Below are 13,607 nucleotides of genomic sequence, written 5' to 3'. Positions count from 1 at the left end.
AGCGTGGCCCCGGCACTACAGCGTGCCCAGCCGACCGCAGATGTCCGTTGCGTCGGCCACGATTCCCTCGATCAGCTCCGCGACGCTGGGCAGATCGTCCAGCATGCCCACGACCTGGCCCGATGCCAGCACGCCCGCCTTGGTGTCGCCCGCGACGAGCCCCGCGCGCAACAGCATCGGGGTGTTCGCGGCCATGATCACCTGCGACCACGTCCGTTCGTTCTTCATTGCCAGGCCCTCGCGCAGCATCGACCGCCACGACAGCCCGGTGATCTTCCGGAACCGCTGCGCGTTGCGCGCGGCACGCACCAGCCCGGTCAGCGAACCCGACTTCTCCAGCCCGTCGACCAGTTCCGTGCGCAGCACGCGGTGCGGCATGCCGTCGACCTTCCTGGTCACCACCGTGTCGTTGAGGCCGCGGCCGAGGTAGGCCTCCTTCACCGCGTCCGGCACCGTGCTTTCCCGGGTGAGCAGGAACCGGGTGCCCATCGCGATTCCCGCCGCGCCGTAGGCCAGCGCCGCCGCGAGCCCGCGGCCGTCGAAGAAACCGCCCGCCGCGATCACGGGGATGTCGACGGCGTCGAGCACTGACGGGAGCAGCAACGTGGTGGCCACCCCGCCGGTGTGCCCGCCGCCTTCGCCGCCTTGCACGATCACCGCGTCCGCGCCCCAGCCGGCGACCTTCTCGGCGTGCCGTGCCGCGCCGATCGACGGGATCACCACGGCGCCCGCGTCCTTGAGCCGCGCGATCATCTCCTTGCGCGGGGCCAGCGCGAAGGACGCGACCTTTACGCCCTCCCGGATCAGCAGATCGACCCGGCGCTCGGCGTCTTCGGCGTCCGCACGCAGGTTGACGCCGAACGGCTTCTCGGTGCGGGACCGGGTCTCCTTGACCGCGGTCTCCAGCTCGTCGTAGGTCATCGTGGCCGAGGCCAGGATGCCGAGCCCGCCGGCTTCGGCGACCGCCGAAACCAGCCGCGGCCCGGCGACCCAGCCCATCCCGGTCTGCACGACGGGATGGGTGACCCCGGTCAGTTCGGTCAGCGCGGTGCGCATCAGAACTCCTTGTCCCGGGTGCCCTTGGGGTCGATCACGGTGCGGATCAGGTGCAGTTCCTCGGGCGTCGGCAGCCGGCTCTCGGTGACCTCGGAGGTGTCCAGCTCGAAGGTGGTGTTCTCCACGACCTCGTCCACCGACACCCCGGGATGCACGGACAGCAGCTGGATCTTGCCCGGCCGCAACGCCAGCACACCGAGATTCGTCACCACCCGGTGCAGGTCGTGGAAGCGCTCGGCGCCCGCCTGGCGAGCCCGTTCGAACCCGACGCCCGCCACCACGTCGACCTCGTTCACGAACACCCGGCGGCTGTGCCGCGGCACCCAGTAGCTGGTGCGGTGGTTGATCGTGTTGCCGGGGCTGCCGCGCATGCCGAGCAGCTGCTTCTTCGGCTTCTCGTGGTCACCGATGCAGGAGATGTTCTGGTTGCCGTGCCGGTCGACCTGGTTCGCGCCCATCACGACGTGCCGTTTTCCGTGCGGTACCACGGTGTCGAGCACCTTGCGGAACGGCTGCCAGCCCTCGACGACCCCGTCGGACATCAGGTACGCCTCACCGTCGGTGAGCAGCAGGTCGGGCTCGAACGTCGCCCGCGCCAGCCGCGCGCCCAGCGAAGGGACCAGCCCCATCGGGCTCACCAGGATCTCGCCGTCGCCGCGGAACAGTTCGGCGCAGGCCACCACGGCCACTTCGGCCCTCGTCACGTCACTCATGCGAACTCCGCAACCGCGGCCTGGTAGCTCGCCTCGTCGCCGGAGAGGAACCGGTCGACGAACCCCGGCCACTGGTCGAGGTCCTTCGCGGCCGCCGCGTAATGCCGCTGGAAGGCTTCGTCGCGCCCGTAGTCCGGGGCGGCGGTGGTGAAATGGGCTCCGTGCGGGGTTTCCACGACCCCGTCCACCTGCGCCCGGCTGAGCAGCAGGCTCTGCACCGGGCCGCCGGCGGCGAGTTCGGCGGTGTCCACGATCTTTTCCGTTGACACGTAACACTTGTCCGCGGCGAGCGCGAACAGCTCGTCGAAGTACGGGTCCGGACCGAGGTACTGCGCGTTGCCGCGGGCGTCCGCGCGGTTGAGGTGCACGATCGACGCGTCCAGCCGCAGCGCGGGCACGGCGAGCAGTTCCTCGTCGGTGTAGGGCGACTGCACGGTGCGCAGCTCAGGGTTGAACCGCAGCACGTCGGAGCCGAGGCCCGCCCGCGTCGGCAGGAACGGAAGCCGTTGCGCCGCAGCGGAAAGCCCGGTGCCGAACACGCCTTCGTCGTACTCGGTCACCTCGATCTCGCCGGACTCGCGCACGCGGTTGAACCACGGGTCGAACGGCACGGTGTCCAGGGTGACGAACCCGAACACCAGCCGCCGGATCTTGCCGGCCGACGCGAGCAGCCCGACGTCCGGGCCGCCGTAGGAGACCACGGTGAGGTCCTTGAGATTCGACCGCAGGATCGCGCGGACCAGCGCCATCGGCTTGCGGCGTGAACCCCAGCCGCCGATGCCGAGTGTCATCCCGTCCCGCAGTTGCGCGACGACCTCGTCGGCCGTCATGCGTTTGTCCATCACGCTCCCTTGTCCACGAATGCCTGCCTCGCCTGGTCGGAGACCCCGGCGAGGTTGAGTTCGAAGGTGAAGCCCTGCTCGTAGCGGTAGCTGCGGTGCACGGGCTGCACGTCGATTCCGTTGATGGCCTGCTTCGCCGCCCGGATCACGCGGGTGTCCTTCGCCGCGATCTGCCGCGCGACCTCCAGCGCCTTCTCGTCGAGCCCGTCGCGCGGCACCACGGCGTACACGGAACCGTGGTGGTGCAACTGATGCGCGTCGATCGTGCTCGCCGTGTAGTACAGCGCGCGCATCAGATGCTGCGGGACGAGCCGGGCCAGATGCGTCGCCGCGCCGAGCGCGCCACGGTCCACTTCGGGCAGACCGAACGACGCGTCTTCGGACGCCACAACGACATCCGCGTTGCCGACGAGTCCGATCCCGCCGCCGAGACAGAATCCGTGCACCGCGGCGATGACCGGCACGGCGCAGTCGTAGACGGCGGAGAACGCGGCGGCACAGCCGTGGTTCGCCCCGATGAGCGCGTCGAAGCCTTCTTCGCGCTGCATCTCCTTGATGTCCACGCCGGCGTTGAAGCCGCGGCCTTCGGCGCGCAGGACGACGACGTGCGTCGACGGATCTCGGCCCGCCGCGGTGATCTGGTCGGCCAGTTCGAACCAGCCGCGCACGGTCAGCGCGTTGACCGGGGGAGCGTCCACGGTGACCACGGCGATGCCGGGCTCCGGACGGTTGGTGCTGATGGGCATCGGCGCCTTCTTCCAAACCTAGCACTTGCTTGGTAGGTTAACAGGGCGTCCGCCGGGCGCATAGTGCTAGGAGGTTCGCCGGTGAGCCTGGACCTACGGCTCGAAGGTTCCGTCGCTCTCGTCACCGGTGGTACGCGCGGTGTCGGCGCCGGTATCACCCGTACGTTGCTGAGCGCGGGTGCGGAAGTCGTCACGTGCGGCCGCACGGAGCCGGAAGAGTCGGAGGCGGACTTCCTGCCCTGCGACGTCCGGGATCCGGAGCAGGTCGGGCAGTTGGTGGCGCGCATAGTCGAGCGCTTCGGCGCGCTCGACATCCTGGTCAACAACGCCGGCGGAGCGCCGTACGCGGAGGTGGCGTCGTCCTCCCCGCGGTTGCACGAGAAGATCGTGAGCCTGAATCTGCTGGCCCCGCTGAACCTGGCGCGCGAGGCGAATTCGGTGATGCAGCAGCAGGAAAAGGGCGGCTCGATCGTCAACATCAGCAGTATCAGCGCGACCCGCCCGTCGCCGGGCACGGCTTCGTACGGGGCGGCGAAGGCGGGGCTGGACAATCTCACGGCCACGCTCGCCGTGGAGTGGGCCCCGAAGGTCCGCGTCAACGCGCTGACGCTCGGCATGGTGCGTACCGAACTGGCGGCGGCGCACTACCCGGACGATGCGGTGGTCGCCCGGACCGTCCCGTTAGGACGGTTGGCCGAGCCGGACGAGGTCGGCGCTTGCGTCGCCTTCCTGGCTTCACCGCTGGCTTCCTACGTCAGCGGGGCGACGTTGCAGGTGCACGGCGGCGGCGAACTGCCCCCCGTGATGTATGCGAAGGAGGACAAGTGAGCGGAATCGTCGACGGCCGCGTCGTGATCGTCACCGGTGCGGGGCGGGGGCTCGGCCGCGCGCACGCGCTCGCCTTCGCGCGCGAAGGCGCCCATGTGGTGGTGAACGACATCGGCGTCGGGCTCGACGGCAGCGGCAACTCGACCGGGCCCGCTCAGCAGGTGGTCGAGGAAATCGAGGCGCTGGGCGGAAAAGCGGTCGCGAACACCGACGACGTCGCGGACTGGGCCGGAGCCGAAAACCTCGTGGCGACCGCGCTCGACCGGTTCGGCAGGATGGACGTACTGGTCAACAACGCGGGTTTCCTGCGCGACCGGATGCTGGTCAACCTCGGCGAGGACGAGTGGGACGCGGTCATCCGCGTGCACCTGAAGGGTCACTTCGCGCCGATGCGGCACGCCGCCGCGCACTGGCGCGCCGAGGCGAAGGCCGGGCGCACCCCGGCCGCGCGTGTGATCAACACGAGTTCCGGTGCCGGGCTGCTGGGCAGTATCGGCCAGGGCAATTACTCGGCGGCCAAGGCGGGGATCGCCGGGCTCACCGTGATCGCGGCGGCGGAGTTCGCCCGGTACGGGATCACGGTGAACGCGATCGCCCCGTCCGCGCGCACCAGGATGACCGAGAACACCTTCGACATGGCGGCGCCGGAGGACGGTTTCGACGCGATGGCACCGGAAAACGTGTCGCCGCTGGTGGTGTGGCTCGGCAGCGAGGCGTCCGGGAGCGTCTCCGGGCGGGTGTTCGAAGTGGACGGTGGCCGCGTCTCGCTCGCCCAGGCCTGGCGGCACGGGCCGGTAGCGGACAAGGGCGCCCGGTGGGAGCCGGGCGAGCTCGGCCCGGTGGTGGAGCGGCTGATCGCGGAATCGCCCGAGCCGGAGCCGGTCTACGGCGCGAGCTGACCGGCCGGGCCCGAGAACCGGCCGGCCCGGCCGCTCACGCGCACGAGCGGCCGGGCCGGCAAGTCACACCAGCGCGGCGACGGTTTCCGAGATCGGCGTGGTCGGGCGGCCGATGAGCTCCCGCAGCTCGCCGGTCACCAACGCGAGGAGGCCGTCCTTGCGGTTGCCGTCCAGCGCGACGACGAACTCCGCCGTCCCCTCCGGCAGCCCGGCGTGCAGCAGCGCTGCCTTGTGTTGCTCCGGCGTCAGGTCGGTGTACGTGACCGGCTTGCCGGTTGCCTTCGCGATTTCGGCGGCCAGGTCCTCGCTGGTCCACGCCGTGTCACCGGACAGCTCGTAGATCTTGTTTTCGTGGCCTTCGCCGGTGAGCACGGCGACCGCGGCCGCCGCGTAGTCGGCGCGCGTCGCGCTGGCCACCTTGCCCTGGCCGGAGCTGCCGACGAAGCCGCCGGTCTCCGCGGCCTGCTTGATCGTCTGCTCGTAGTTCTCGTTGTACCAGCCATTGCGCAGAATCGTGTACGGCAGACCGGAGTCCCGGATCAGCTCCTCGGTCGCCTTGTGTTCGGGCGCCAGGATGAGCGGGGAGGTGTCGGCCTTCGGCGCGCTGGTGTAGGCGAGAAGGCTTACGCCGGCCCGTTTCGCGGCGTCGACGACGGCCTTGTGCTGCGGCACGCGCCGGCCGACCTCGTTGCCGGAGATCAGCAGCACCTTCTCGGCGCCTGCGAACGCCGCGTCCAGCGACGCCGGGTCGTTGTAGTCCGCCTTCCGGACGGTGACGCCAAGGTCGGCGGCCTTCTCCGGACTGCGCACCGCGGCGACGATCCGCTCCGCGGGGACCTGGGCCTTCAGTCCTTCGATGACGTGGCGGCCGAGCTGCCCGGTCGCGCCGGTGACGACGATCATCCTGCACTCCTCACTGTGTGACGCACCGAAAGTTTGTACTAACTTGTAGAAAGTGCCAACCAGAAGTAAGTGCCGTCACAGGGGGTTTTCCGCCCGAGCCGGTATCTTGGCAGGTATGACCAGCTGTGCATCCGACGAATCCGACGTCGAACATGCCCGGCTCGTGGCCGATGTATTCGCGCGCGCCTGTGAATCACGCGGCGTGCTCGAACACATCACCGGCCGGTGGGGCACGCTGGCGCTCGCCGCGTTGCACGAGGGGCCGTTCCGGTTCAACGCGCTGCGCCGCAAGGTCGACGGCGTCAGCGAGAAGATGCTGGCGCAGACGTTGCAGGCCCTGGAGCGGGACGGGTTCGTGCACCGCGAGGCGCAGCCGACCATCCCGCCGCGGGTGGAGTACAGCCTGACGTCCGCCGGCGAGGCGGTCGCCGTCAAACTGCGCGACCTCATCGAGTTCGTCGAGGCCGGGCTGCCCGGGGTGCACGCCGCCCGTGCCCGCTACGACGAGGCGAAATCCGGCCGCGCCGGCTGATTCCCGCCGGATCCGGGCGTCGGGAACTGGTGTACTGCAAGGGATGTACACCTTGCTCGATGCCGACGGCCGCCCCTGGTCCAGCGTGCTCCCCGGGGTGTTCGGCGGGCACCGGCGGGCGCGGCTCTACGGCAGGTTGGACTGTCCGTCCGCGTTACGCGCCCTCGCTCGGGGCGGCTACGTGCGGGATCGTGTCTTCTTCGCCGACGAGGAAACGGCCGTGCGCGCCGGATATCGCCCGTGCTCGGTGTGCCTGCCCGAGCGCTACCGGCGGTGGAAGGTCCTGTCCGGGGCTTCGCTCGTCGCGGTCGGGCATAGCCGCGACGAGCCCTCTCGCGCCGCTGCGGCAAAGTTCGTGCGCGAGTCGGAGGCGGGCGGCGGGCTGATCGCGTCCATTGTGGACTGGCCCGAGTCGGCCGCGTCCTGGCTCCGGTTCGGCCAGCGGCTCATGGCGGGTTCGCCGGACGCGTGGGTGATCGCGGCCGAGCCGGCCGGCTGGGCGAAACTTGTTTTTCGCTTGCGCGCCAACGGATGGAGCCCGGAACTGACCTACTGGATCCGCTGAGACGGCCGGAATTGTCGGTGCCTCGTGCCAGACTGCGTTCGTGGCGAATTGGCAGGAGTTCAGCACCCAGGCGCCGGATCTCGCTCGCGAGGTCCGGGCCCGGTTCGAGGCGCACGCGACCCATGTCCTGGCGACGCTCCGCCGGGACGGTTCGCCGCGCGTCAGCGGGATCGAGGTCGACTACGCGGGCGCCGAGCTGATGGCCGGGTCGATGCTCGACGCGCGCAAGGCCCGGGATCTCTTGCGGGACGGGCGGTTCGCGCTGCACGCCCATCCTGGCCCTGCCGGGGACGCGAAGATCTCCGGCGTGGCGGTGGAGGTCACCGACCAGGCGGAGATCGAAGCCGTGCAAGGAGATTCCTCGCCCTGCAACCTGTTCCGGCTCGAGCTCCGCGAGGCGGTGCTGACCAGCGTGGAGGGCACCACGCTGGTGGCCGAGTCCTGGCGAGCCGATGGGCGCCTGATCAGGTTCGAGCGCCCCGAAAACGGGCCGGTGGTGCGTATCGAACGCTGACCCACAACTGAAAACGCTCCGGGGAGCGGCGCGCGCCCATCGTGCTCGGTGGCGGTGCGTCAGATCCGCTCCAGGATCGTCGCGGTCGACATGGCCCCGCCGGCGCACATCGTGACCAGTGCCGTGTTCGCGTCCCGCCGTTCCAGTTCGTGCAGTGCCGTGGTGAGCAACCGGGCGCCCGTGCTGCCGACCGGATGGCCGAGCGCGATGGCCCCACCGTTCACGTTCACCTTGTCCGGGTCGGGCTGGTGCACCTGCTGCCACGACAGCACGACGGAGGCGAAGGCTTCGTTCACCTCGAACAGGTCGAGGTCGCCGATCTTCATCCCGCTCCGGCTCAGCACGCGCTCGGTCGCCTGCACGGGCCCGTCGAGGTGGTAGTACGGCTCGGCGCCGATGAGGGCCTGGGAGCGAAGCCGCGCGCGAGGCTTGAGGCCCAGCGCGCGTGCCTTGCCGGCGTCCATGATGAGGACGGCGGAGGCCCCGTCGGAGATCTGTGAGGACGTGCCCGCGGTGTGCACGCCGTCCTCGATGACGGGCTTGAGCTTGCCCAGTCCTTCGAGGGTGGTGTCGCGCAGGCCCTGGTCGCGGTTGACCAGCCGGGTCTCGCCGGTCGGTGCGCCCTGCTCGTCGAGCACGGGTGCCTTGACCGGGACGACCTCGCGGTCGAACCTGCCCTCGGCCCAGGCCTGCGCGGCCTTGGCCTGTGACGCGACGCCGAACCGGTCGATGTCCTCGCGGGTGAGCCCGCGCCGGGCGGCGATCCGCTCGGCCGCGCCGTACTGGTTGGGCATGTCGATCGACCATGAGTCCGGCTTGGGCAGCCCCGCGTCCACGCCACGGTTCGCGCCGAGCGGGATCCGGCTCATCGCCTCGACCCCACACGCGACGCCGACGTCGATGGCCTCGGTGGCGATGAGGCCCGCGATCAGGTGCGCGGCCTGCTGCGCCGAGCCGCACTGGGCGTCGATCGAGGTGGAGCCTGCCGTCTCGGGCAGGCCCGCGTGCAACCACGCGGTGCGGGTGACGTTGCTCGACTGCTCGCCTGCCTGCGTGACGCAGCCGCCGATCACCTGCTCGACGAGCGCCGGGTCGATCCCGGCCCGCTCCAGCAGTGCCGACTGCGCGGCCCCGAGCAACTCGGCGGCATGCAGGCCGGACAGCACGCCGCGCCGTTTGCCGATCGGGGTCCGGACGGCCTCGACGATGACTGCTTCGCCCACGTTGCGCTCCTTTGTCCGGGTGAAAACTAGAACAAGTTACAGTATTGGACGACTGTGACGCAGGTCAACCGCTATTTGGCTACCTTTCGCGGTCGGCTCCTCTACCTGGAGTTTCAAGATCTTGTCGGAAAAAGTAAACGGGTATCACTCAAGCTCTTTCCTAAGTTAACGCCGTATGCTTCAATCGGCCATAGAACGTGTTCCACGACGTTGTGGCATCCCGGGAGGTAGCCGTGGCAACACCCATGATCCCCGCCGGTTTCGACTTCACGGACCCTGATCTGTACGCCCAGCGGTTGCCGCTGGAAGAGTTCGCCGAGCTCCGCCGTACCGCTCCGGTCTGGTGGAACGAGCAGCGGCACAATCTGGCCGGTTTCGGCGATGACGGCTACTGGGTCGTGACCCGGCTCGAGGACGTCAAGACGGTGTCCCGCGACAGTGAGCTGTTCTCCTCGCAGGAGAAGCTGGCGATCATCCGGTTCGACGAGACGATGACCGAAGAGGGCCTGAACGCCAACCGGCTTGTCCTGCTGAACATGGACGCCCCGCAGCACACCAAGCTGCGCCGGATCGTGTCGAAGGGGTTCACGCCGAGGGCGATCGCGAAGCTGGAGGACACCCTGCGCGACCGCGCCGCGCGGATCGTGCACGAGGCCAAGAAGAACGGCTCCGGCGACTTCGTCCAGGACGTCGCCTGCGAGCTGCCGCTGCAGGCGATCGCCGAGCTGATCGGGATCCCGCAGGAGGACCGCGGCAAGATCTTCGACTGGTCGAACCAGATGATCGGCTACGACGACCCGGAGTACCAGGTCGAGCCGATCGCGGCGTCGGCGGAGTTGGTCGGCTACGCCTGGAACATGGCGGAACAGCGCCGTAACTGCCCGATGGACGACATCGTCACCAAGCTCGTGCACGCGGACGTCGACGGCGAGTCGCTGAACTCCGAGGAGTTCGGGTTCTTCGTCATCCTGCTTTCCGTGGCGGGCAACGAAACCACGCGCAACGCGATCACGCACGGGATGAAGGCGTTCCTCGACCACCCGGACCAGTGGGAGCTGTACAAGCAGCAGCGGCCCAAGACCGCGGCCGACGAGATCGTCCGCTGGGCCACCCCGGTGGTCGCGTTCCAGCGCACCGCGACGGCCGACACCGAGCTCGGCGGGCAGCACATCAAACGCGGCGACCGGGTCGGCATGTTCTACAGCTCGGCGAACTTCGACCCCGAGGTGTTCGACCACCCGGAGAAGTTCGACGTGCTGCGCGCCGACAACCCGCACGTGGGCTTCGGCGGCACCGGCTCGCACTACTGCATCGGCGCGAACCTGGCGCGGCTGGAGATCGACCTGATCTTCAACGCCATCGCCGACGAGATGCCGAACATCCGTGAACTCGCTCCGCCGGAGCGGCTGCGTTCGGGCTGGCTCAACGGCATCAAGCACTACCAGGTCGCCTACTCCTAGGCCGGATAGGAGATTTAGGCCGGACAGGGAGATTGTGGGGCGGTGCCGCCGGGCGCCGCCCCACAGTCGTGCCCAGGGTCGGCCCGCGTCCAACCTCCCCGCGTGGCAACGAAAAACCGGCCGCCCCCGAGTCGGGGACGGCCGGTTTTCCTTACCGCATCAGGGCTTCTGGCTGTCCACCAGCCACATCGAGAAGTACTGCGAACCGCCGCCGTAGGCGTGGCCGAGCGCGGTGCGGGCGCCGTCGACCTGGTAGTCCCCGGCGCGGCCCATCACCTGCTTCGCGGCTTCGGAGAACCGCAGCATCCCCGACGCGCCAATGGGATTCGACGACAACACGCCGCCAGACGGGTTCACCGGCAGCCTGCCGCCGATCGCCGTGTCCCCGGACTCGGTGAGCTTCCAGCCCTCGCCCTCGGGCATGAAGCCGAGGTTCTCCAGCCACATCGGCTCGAACCAGGAGAACGGCACGTAGATCTCCGCGGTGTCCACTTCGGACAGCGGGTCCTTGATGCCGGCCTCGGCCCACAGCGCGGCGGCCGCGTCACGGCCCGCCTGCGGGTTCACCTGGTCCCGGCCGGCGAAGGTGGTCGGCTCGGTGCGCATCGCCGTCGCGCGGATCCACCCCGCGCCACCGGCGACCGCGTCCCCGGCGGCCTCGTCGCCGATCACCATCGCGCAGGCGCCGTCCGAGGACGGGCAGGTCTCGTCGTAGCGGATCGGGTCCCACAGCATCTGCGACGCCTGCACCGACTCCACCGTGATGTCCGGCTGGTGCAGGTGGGCGAACGGGTTAAGCGCCCCGTTGCGCCGGTCCTTCGCCGCGACGATCGACCCGATGTGCTCGGGCGCCCCGGAGCGGCGGATGTAGGAGCGCACGTGCGGCGCGAAGTACCCGCCCGCGCCCGCGCCGACCGGCATCGTGAACGGCGGCATGATCGACAGCGCCCACATCGCGTTCGACTCGGACTGCTTCTCGAACGCCACGGTGAGCACCCGCCGGTGCACGCCGGACTGCACGAGCGAGGTGGCGACCAGCGCCGTCGAACCGCCCACCGAACCCGCGGTGTGCACGCGCAGCAACGGTTTCCCGGTCGCGCCGATCGAGTCCGCCAGGAACAGCTCGGGCATCATGACGCCCTCGAACAGGTCCGGCGCCTTGCCGATCACGACCGCGTCGATGTCCGGCCAGTCGACGTTCGCGTCCGCCATGGCCCGGTCGATCGCCTCGCGCAGCAGGCCCGGCATCGAGACGTCGGTCCGCTTCGCGCGGTGGTGGGTCTGCCCGGTACCCAGCACCGCGGCCAGTTGCTTGCCCATCTACTCGAGTCCTTCCATCACCGCGACGAGGTTCTGCTGCAGTGCCGGCCCGCTGGTCGCGTGTGCGAGCGTCTTCCCGGCGCGCCCGGTGAAGATCTCCTCCGCCGCCCGGCCGATCCGCGCGAGCCCGGCCGCGAACATCGGGTTCCCGGCCAGCGCCCCGCCCGAGGGGTTGATCCGCACGCCGTCACCGAGCCCGAGCGCGGTGCGCACGATGAGCTCCTGGTGCGTGAACGGGGCGTGCAGCTCGGCAACCTCCACATCGGACACTCCGAGCGCCTTGCCCGCCGCCTCGGTGGACGGCGAGCGCGTGAGGTCGCGGGCGCCCAGCACCGGGGTGTCCACCCGGTGCTCGATGCCGCTGATCAGCGCCGGCCGCTCCACGAGGTCCTTCGCCTTCTCCGCCGACGCGAGCACGATCACGGCCGCGCCGTCGGTGATCGGGGCGATGTCGTGCTCCCGCAACGGATCCGCGACGTACGGGGCGTCCAGCAGGCCGGCGATGTCGACGCCGCGGCTGCGCGCGGCCACCTCCGCCAGGTCCTTTTCGCTCCACAGCCCGGCTTCCAGGCCCATCCTGGCCTGCAGTCCGGCGATGCTGATCGAATCCGGCCACAGCGGCGCGACCGTGTAAGGGTCGAGCTGCAGCGCCAGCACCCGGCGCAGCTGGCCGGCCGAGGACTTCCCGAACCCGTAGACCAGCGCGGTGTCCACCTCGCCCATCCGGATCTTGAGCCACGCTTCGTACAACGCCCAGGCGGCGTCCATTTCGACGTGCGACTCGTGGATGGGCGGGAAGGCGCCGATGGCGTCGATCGCGGAGATGAACGAGAACGCGCGCCCCGCGAGGTAGTCCGACGAGCCCGAGCACCAGAACCCGATGTCCTGTTTGGTCAACCCGGTCTGGCGGTAGACGTCGGAGAAGATCGGGACCAGCATCTCCACGCCGTTGGTGGTTCCCTGCGTGCGCCGGACGTGCGGCGCCTCCGCGAAGCCGACCACTGCGACTTCTGGCATGACTACACCTCTCACAGATGGTGGGCGAACGACTCGTACGGCGCGTCTTCCTCGCCGGTCGGTTCGAAGTGGCTGATGTTCTCCAGGCTCGTCCACCACTCCTCGCGCGGTTTCCACGCGGCGCGCACGCGCATCCCCATTCGCACCTCGGAGGCTTCACAGCCGAGCACCAGATGCAGGAACGGGATGTCCGCGCCGTCGAGCAGGATGTAGGCCGCCACGTACGGGGGCTTGATGCGCTGGCCGAGGAACGGCACGTTCACGATGCAGAACGTGGTGACGATGCCGGTGTCGGGCAGCTCCACCTCTTCGGAGGTCGGCACGCCGTCGGTCGGGCACGAGCCGCGCGGCGGGATGTAGACCTTCTCGCACGCCGGGCAGCGCTGGCCGATGAGCCTGCCCTCGGCGAGCCCTTGCAGGTAGCGGCTTTCTTCCGGTGACGCCGAATGCTGGTAGTGCAGGTGCACCGGGGTCATCATGATCGAGACCGGCGCGCCCTCCTCGCGTTTGGCGACCGGGGGCGGCGGGGGAGCCTCGCCGTCCTCCGCGCCGACGGGGACGAAGTACGCGATGTCGCGGATGTGCCCGACGAGCTCGTCGGCCCAGCGCACGCGGACCCGCAGGCCGGTGTGGATCTTGTCAGGGGAACCGGCGTCGACCGCGTGCAGCATCGGGGTGTCCGCGCCGTCGAGCTTGACGAGCGCCCACGCGAAGGGGCGCGTGAGGGGCTGCGAGTCCAGCGGGCTCGGCTGCCACGACCAGGACAGCACGGTCCCTTCCTCGCCGACCGGGACGAACTCGGTCAGTGGCGCCGCGGTCACCGGGTCGTACTCGACCGGGGGCACGTGCACCCGGCCGTCCGAACCTCGGATGCCCTCGATCCGGCGCTCACGCAGGCCGTTGACGAACCGCCCGAGCACCTGCCCCAGCGAGCGGGTGTAGTCGAAACCGACGTCGAGTGGCGCGGACAGCGGTGTTGTGGTCATTCG

The 13,607-nt window shown here is 69.7% G+C and carries 15 protein-coding genes; 6 read left to right on the top strand and 9 right to left on the bottom strand.

What is annotated here, in order from left to right:
- Positions 1-15 precede the first annotated feature (15 nt).
- From FPZ12_RS23160 to FPZ12_RS23145, 4 genes are read right to left on the bottom strand one after another with little or no spacing between them, the layout of a single operon-like run.
- Positions 16-1,056 (bottom strand): NAD(P)H-dependent flavin oxidoreductase, encoded by a 1,041-nt coding sequence (locus FPZ12_RS23160; RefSeq protein WP_144747725.1) that lies wholly within the window; start codon positions 1,054-1,056, stop codon positions 16-18.
- Positions 1,056-1,769, bottom strand: coding sequence for a CoA-transferase subunit beta (locus tag FPZ12_RS23155; RefSeq protein WP_144747726.1), 714 nt, complete (start codon positions 1,767-1,769; stop codon positions 1,056-1,058). Before FPZ12_RS23155 ends, FPZ12_RS23160 begins: the two co-directional genes overlap by 1 nt.
- Entirely contained in the window at positions 1,766-2,614 is an 849-nt protein-coding gene (locus FPZ12_RS23150; RefSeq protein ID WP_144747727.1) for a CoA transferase subunit A, read from the bottom strand. Before FPZ12_RS23150 ends, FPZ12_RS23155 begins: the two co-directional genes overlap by 4 nt.
- Positions 2,611-3,357: an enoyl-CoA hydratase family protein gene (locus tag FPZ12_RS23145; RefSeq protein WP_144747728.1), complete on the bottom strand. Its 747-nt coding sequence runs from the start codon at positions 3,355-3,357 to the stop codon at positions 2,611-2,613. The genes FPZ12_RS23150 and FPZ12_RS23145 overlap by 4 nt, the downstream gene beginning before the upstream one ends.
- Before the next feature lie 81 nt (positions 3,358-3,438).
- Between FPZ12_RS23145 and FPZ12_RS23140 the strand changes: the two genes are divergently transcribed.
- Both FPZ12_RS23140 and FPZ12_RS23135 read left to right on the top strand, forming a co-directional pair.
- A complete protein-coding gene (locus FPZ12_RS23140; RefSeq protein WP_144747729.1) occupies positions 3,439-4,185 on the top strand; it encodes an SDR family oxidoreductase in 747 nt (248 codons plus the stop codon).
- On the top strand, positions 4,182-5,084 hold the full coding sequence (locus tag FPZ12_RS23135; protein ID WP_144747730.1) for an SDR family oxidoreductase: 903 nt from the start codon (positions 4,182-4,184) through the stop codon (positions 5,082-5,084). Before FPZ12_RS23140 ends, FPZ12_RS23135 begins: the two co-directional genes overlap by 4 nt.
- Before the next feature lie 63 nt (positions 5,085-5,147).
- On the opposite strand, the gene FPZ12_RS23130 is transcribed toward FPZ12_RS23135, so the two are convergent.
- Positions 5,148-5,987, bottom strand: a complete 840-nt coding sequence (locus FPZ12_RS23130; RefSeq protein ID WP_144747731.1) for an SDR family oxidoreductase — start codon at positions 5,985-5,987, stop codon at positions 5,148-5,150.
- Positions 5,988-6,102: 115 nt separating this feature from the next.
- On the opposite strand from FPZ12_RS23130, the gene FPZ12_RS23125 reads away from it, so the two are divergent.
- From FPZ12_RS23125 to FPZ12_RS23115, 3 genes are read left to right on the top strand one after another with little or no spacing between them, the layout of a single operon-like run.
- Complete coding sequence (locus FPZ12_RS23125; protein WP_144747732.1) at positions 6,103-6,519, top strand: winged helix-turn-helix transcriptional regulator; 417 nt, start codon at positions 6,103-6,105, stop codon at positions 6,517-6,519.
- 43 nt (positions 6,520-6,562) lie between these two features.
- Positions 6,563-7,084, top strand: a complete 522-nt coding sequence (locus FPZ12_RS46545) for an Ada metal-binding domain-containing protein (protein ID WP_144747733.1) — start codon at positions 6,563-6,565, stop codon at positions 7,082-7,084.
- 40 nt (positions 7,085-7,124) lie between these two features.
- Positions 7,125-7,598 (top strand): pyridoxamine 5'-phosphate oxidase family protein, encoded by a 474-nt coding sequence (locus tag FPZ12_RS23115; RefSeq protein WP_144747734.1) that lies wholly within the window; start codon positions 7,125-7,127, stop codon positions 7,596-7,598.
- Positions 7,599-7,657: 59 nt separating this feature from the next.
- Here FPZ12_RS23115 and FPZ12_RS23110 read toward each other — a convergent pair whose 3' ends face one another.
- A complete protein-coding gene (locus FPZ12_RS23110; protein WP_144747735.1) occupies positions 7,658-8,821 on the bottom strand; it encodes a steroid 3-ketoacyl-CoA thiolase in 1,164 nt (387 codons plus the stop codon).
- Between the two features lie 233 nt (positions 8,822-9,054).
- Here FPZ12_RS23110 and FPZ12_RS23105 point away from each other — a divergent pair, with 233 nt between their 5' ends.
- Positions 9,055-10,281, top strand: a complete 1,227-nt coding sequence (locus FPZ12_RS23105) for a cytochrome P450 (RefSeq protein ID WP_144747736.1) — start codon at positions 9,055-9,057, stop codon at positions 10,279-10,281.
- 159 nt (positions 10,282-10,440) lie between these two features.
- Here the strand turns inward: FPZ12_RS23105 and FPZ12_RS23100 are convergent, their stop codons facing one another.
- Genes FPZ12_RS23100 through FPZ12_RS23090 form a run of 3 tightly spaced genes read right to left on the bottom strand, consistent with a single transcriptional unit; the run spans position 10,441 to position 13,604 of the window.
- Positions 10,441-11,601 (bottom strand): thiolase domain-containing protein, encoded by a 1,161-nt coding sequence (locus FPZ12_RS23100; RefSeq protein WP_144747737.1) that lies wholly within the window; start codon positions 11,599-11,601, stop codon positions 10,441-10,443.
- Positions 11,602-12,618, bottom strand: a complete 1,017-nt coding sequence (locus tag FPZ12_RS23095; protein ID WP_144747738.1) for a thiolase domain-containing protein — start codon at positions 12,616-12,618, stop codon at positions 11,602-11,604.
- A gap of 11 nt (positions 12,619-12,629) precedes the next feature.
- On the bottom strand, positions 12,630-13,604 hold the full coding sequence (locus FPZ12_RS23090) for a Zn-ribbon domain-containing OB-fold protein (RefSeq protein WP_144747739.1): 975 nt from the start codon (positions 13,602-13,604) through the stop codon (positions 12,630-12,632).
- Positions 13,605-13,607 lie beyond the last annotated feature (3 nt).

It is taken from the genome of Amycolatopsis acidicola, assembly GCF_007713735.2.
In the GTDB taxonomy this organism is placed as follows: Bacteria; Actinomycetota; Actinomycetes; order Mycobacteriales; family Pseudonocardiaceae; genus Amycolatopsis_E; species Amycolatopsis_E acidicola.
Note: the sequence above shows the minus strand (reverse complement) of the source record. Positions and strands in the feature narration are given on the sequence as shown.

What these genes read in the sequence shown, in the direction of transcription:
- FPZ12_RS23160 (WP_144747725.1), bottom strand. Translation starts at nt 1,056, where the DNA reads ATGCGCACCGCGCTGACCGAACTGACCGGGGTCACCCATCCCGTCGTG.
- FPZ12_RS23155 (WP_144747726.1), bottom strand. Translation starts at nt 1,769, where the DNA reads ATGAGTGACGTGACGAGGGCCGAAGTGGCCGTGGTGGCCTGCGCCGAA.
- FPZ12_RS23145 (WP_144747728.1), bottom strand. Translation starts at nt 3,357, where the DNA reads ATGCCCATCAGCACCAACCGTCCGGAGCCCGGCATCGCCGTGGTCACC.
- FPZ12_RS23130 (WP_144747731.1), bottom strand. Translation starts at nt 5,987, where the DNA reads ATGATCGTCGTCACCGGCGCGACCGGGCAGCTCGGCCGCCACGTCATC.
- FPZ12_RS23125 (WP_144747732.1), top strand. Translation starts at nt 6,103, where the DNA reads ATGACCAGCTGTGCATCCGACGAATCCGACGTCGAACATGCCCGGCTC.
- FPZ12_RS46545 (WP_144747733.1), top strand. Translation starts at nt 6,563, where the DNA reads ATGTACACCTTGCTCGATGCCGACGGCCGCCCCTGGTCCAGCGTGCTC.
- FPZ12_RS23100 (WP_144747737.1), bottom strand. Translation starts at nt 11,601, where the DNA reads ATGGGCAAGCAACTGGCCGCGGTGCTGGGTACCGGGCAGACCCACCAC.
- FPZ12_RS23095 (WP_144747738.1), bottom strand. Translation starts at nt 12,618, where the DNA reads ATGCCAGAAGTCGCAGTGGTCGGCTTCGCGGAGGCGCCGCACGTCCGG.
- FPZ12_RS23090 (WP_144747739.1), bottom strand. Translation starts at nt 13,604, where the DNA reads ATGACCACAACACCGCTGTCCGCGCCACTCGACGTCGGTTTCGACTAC.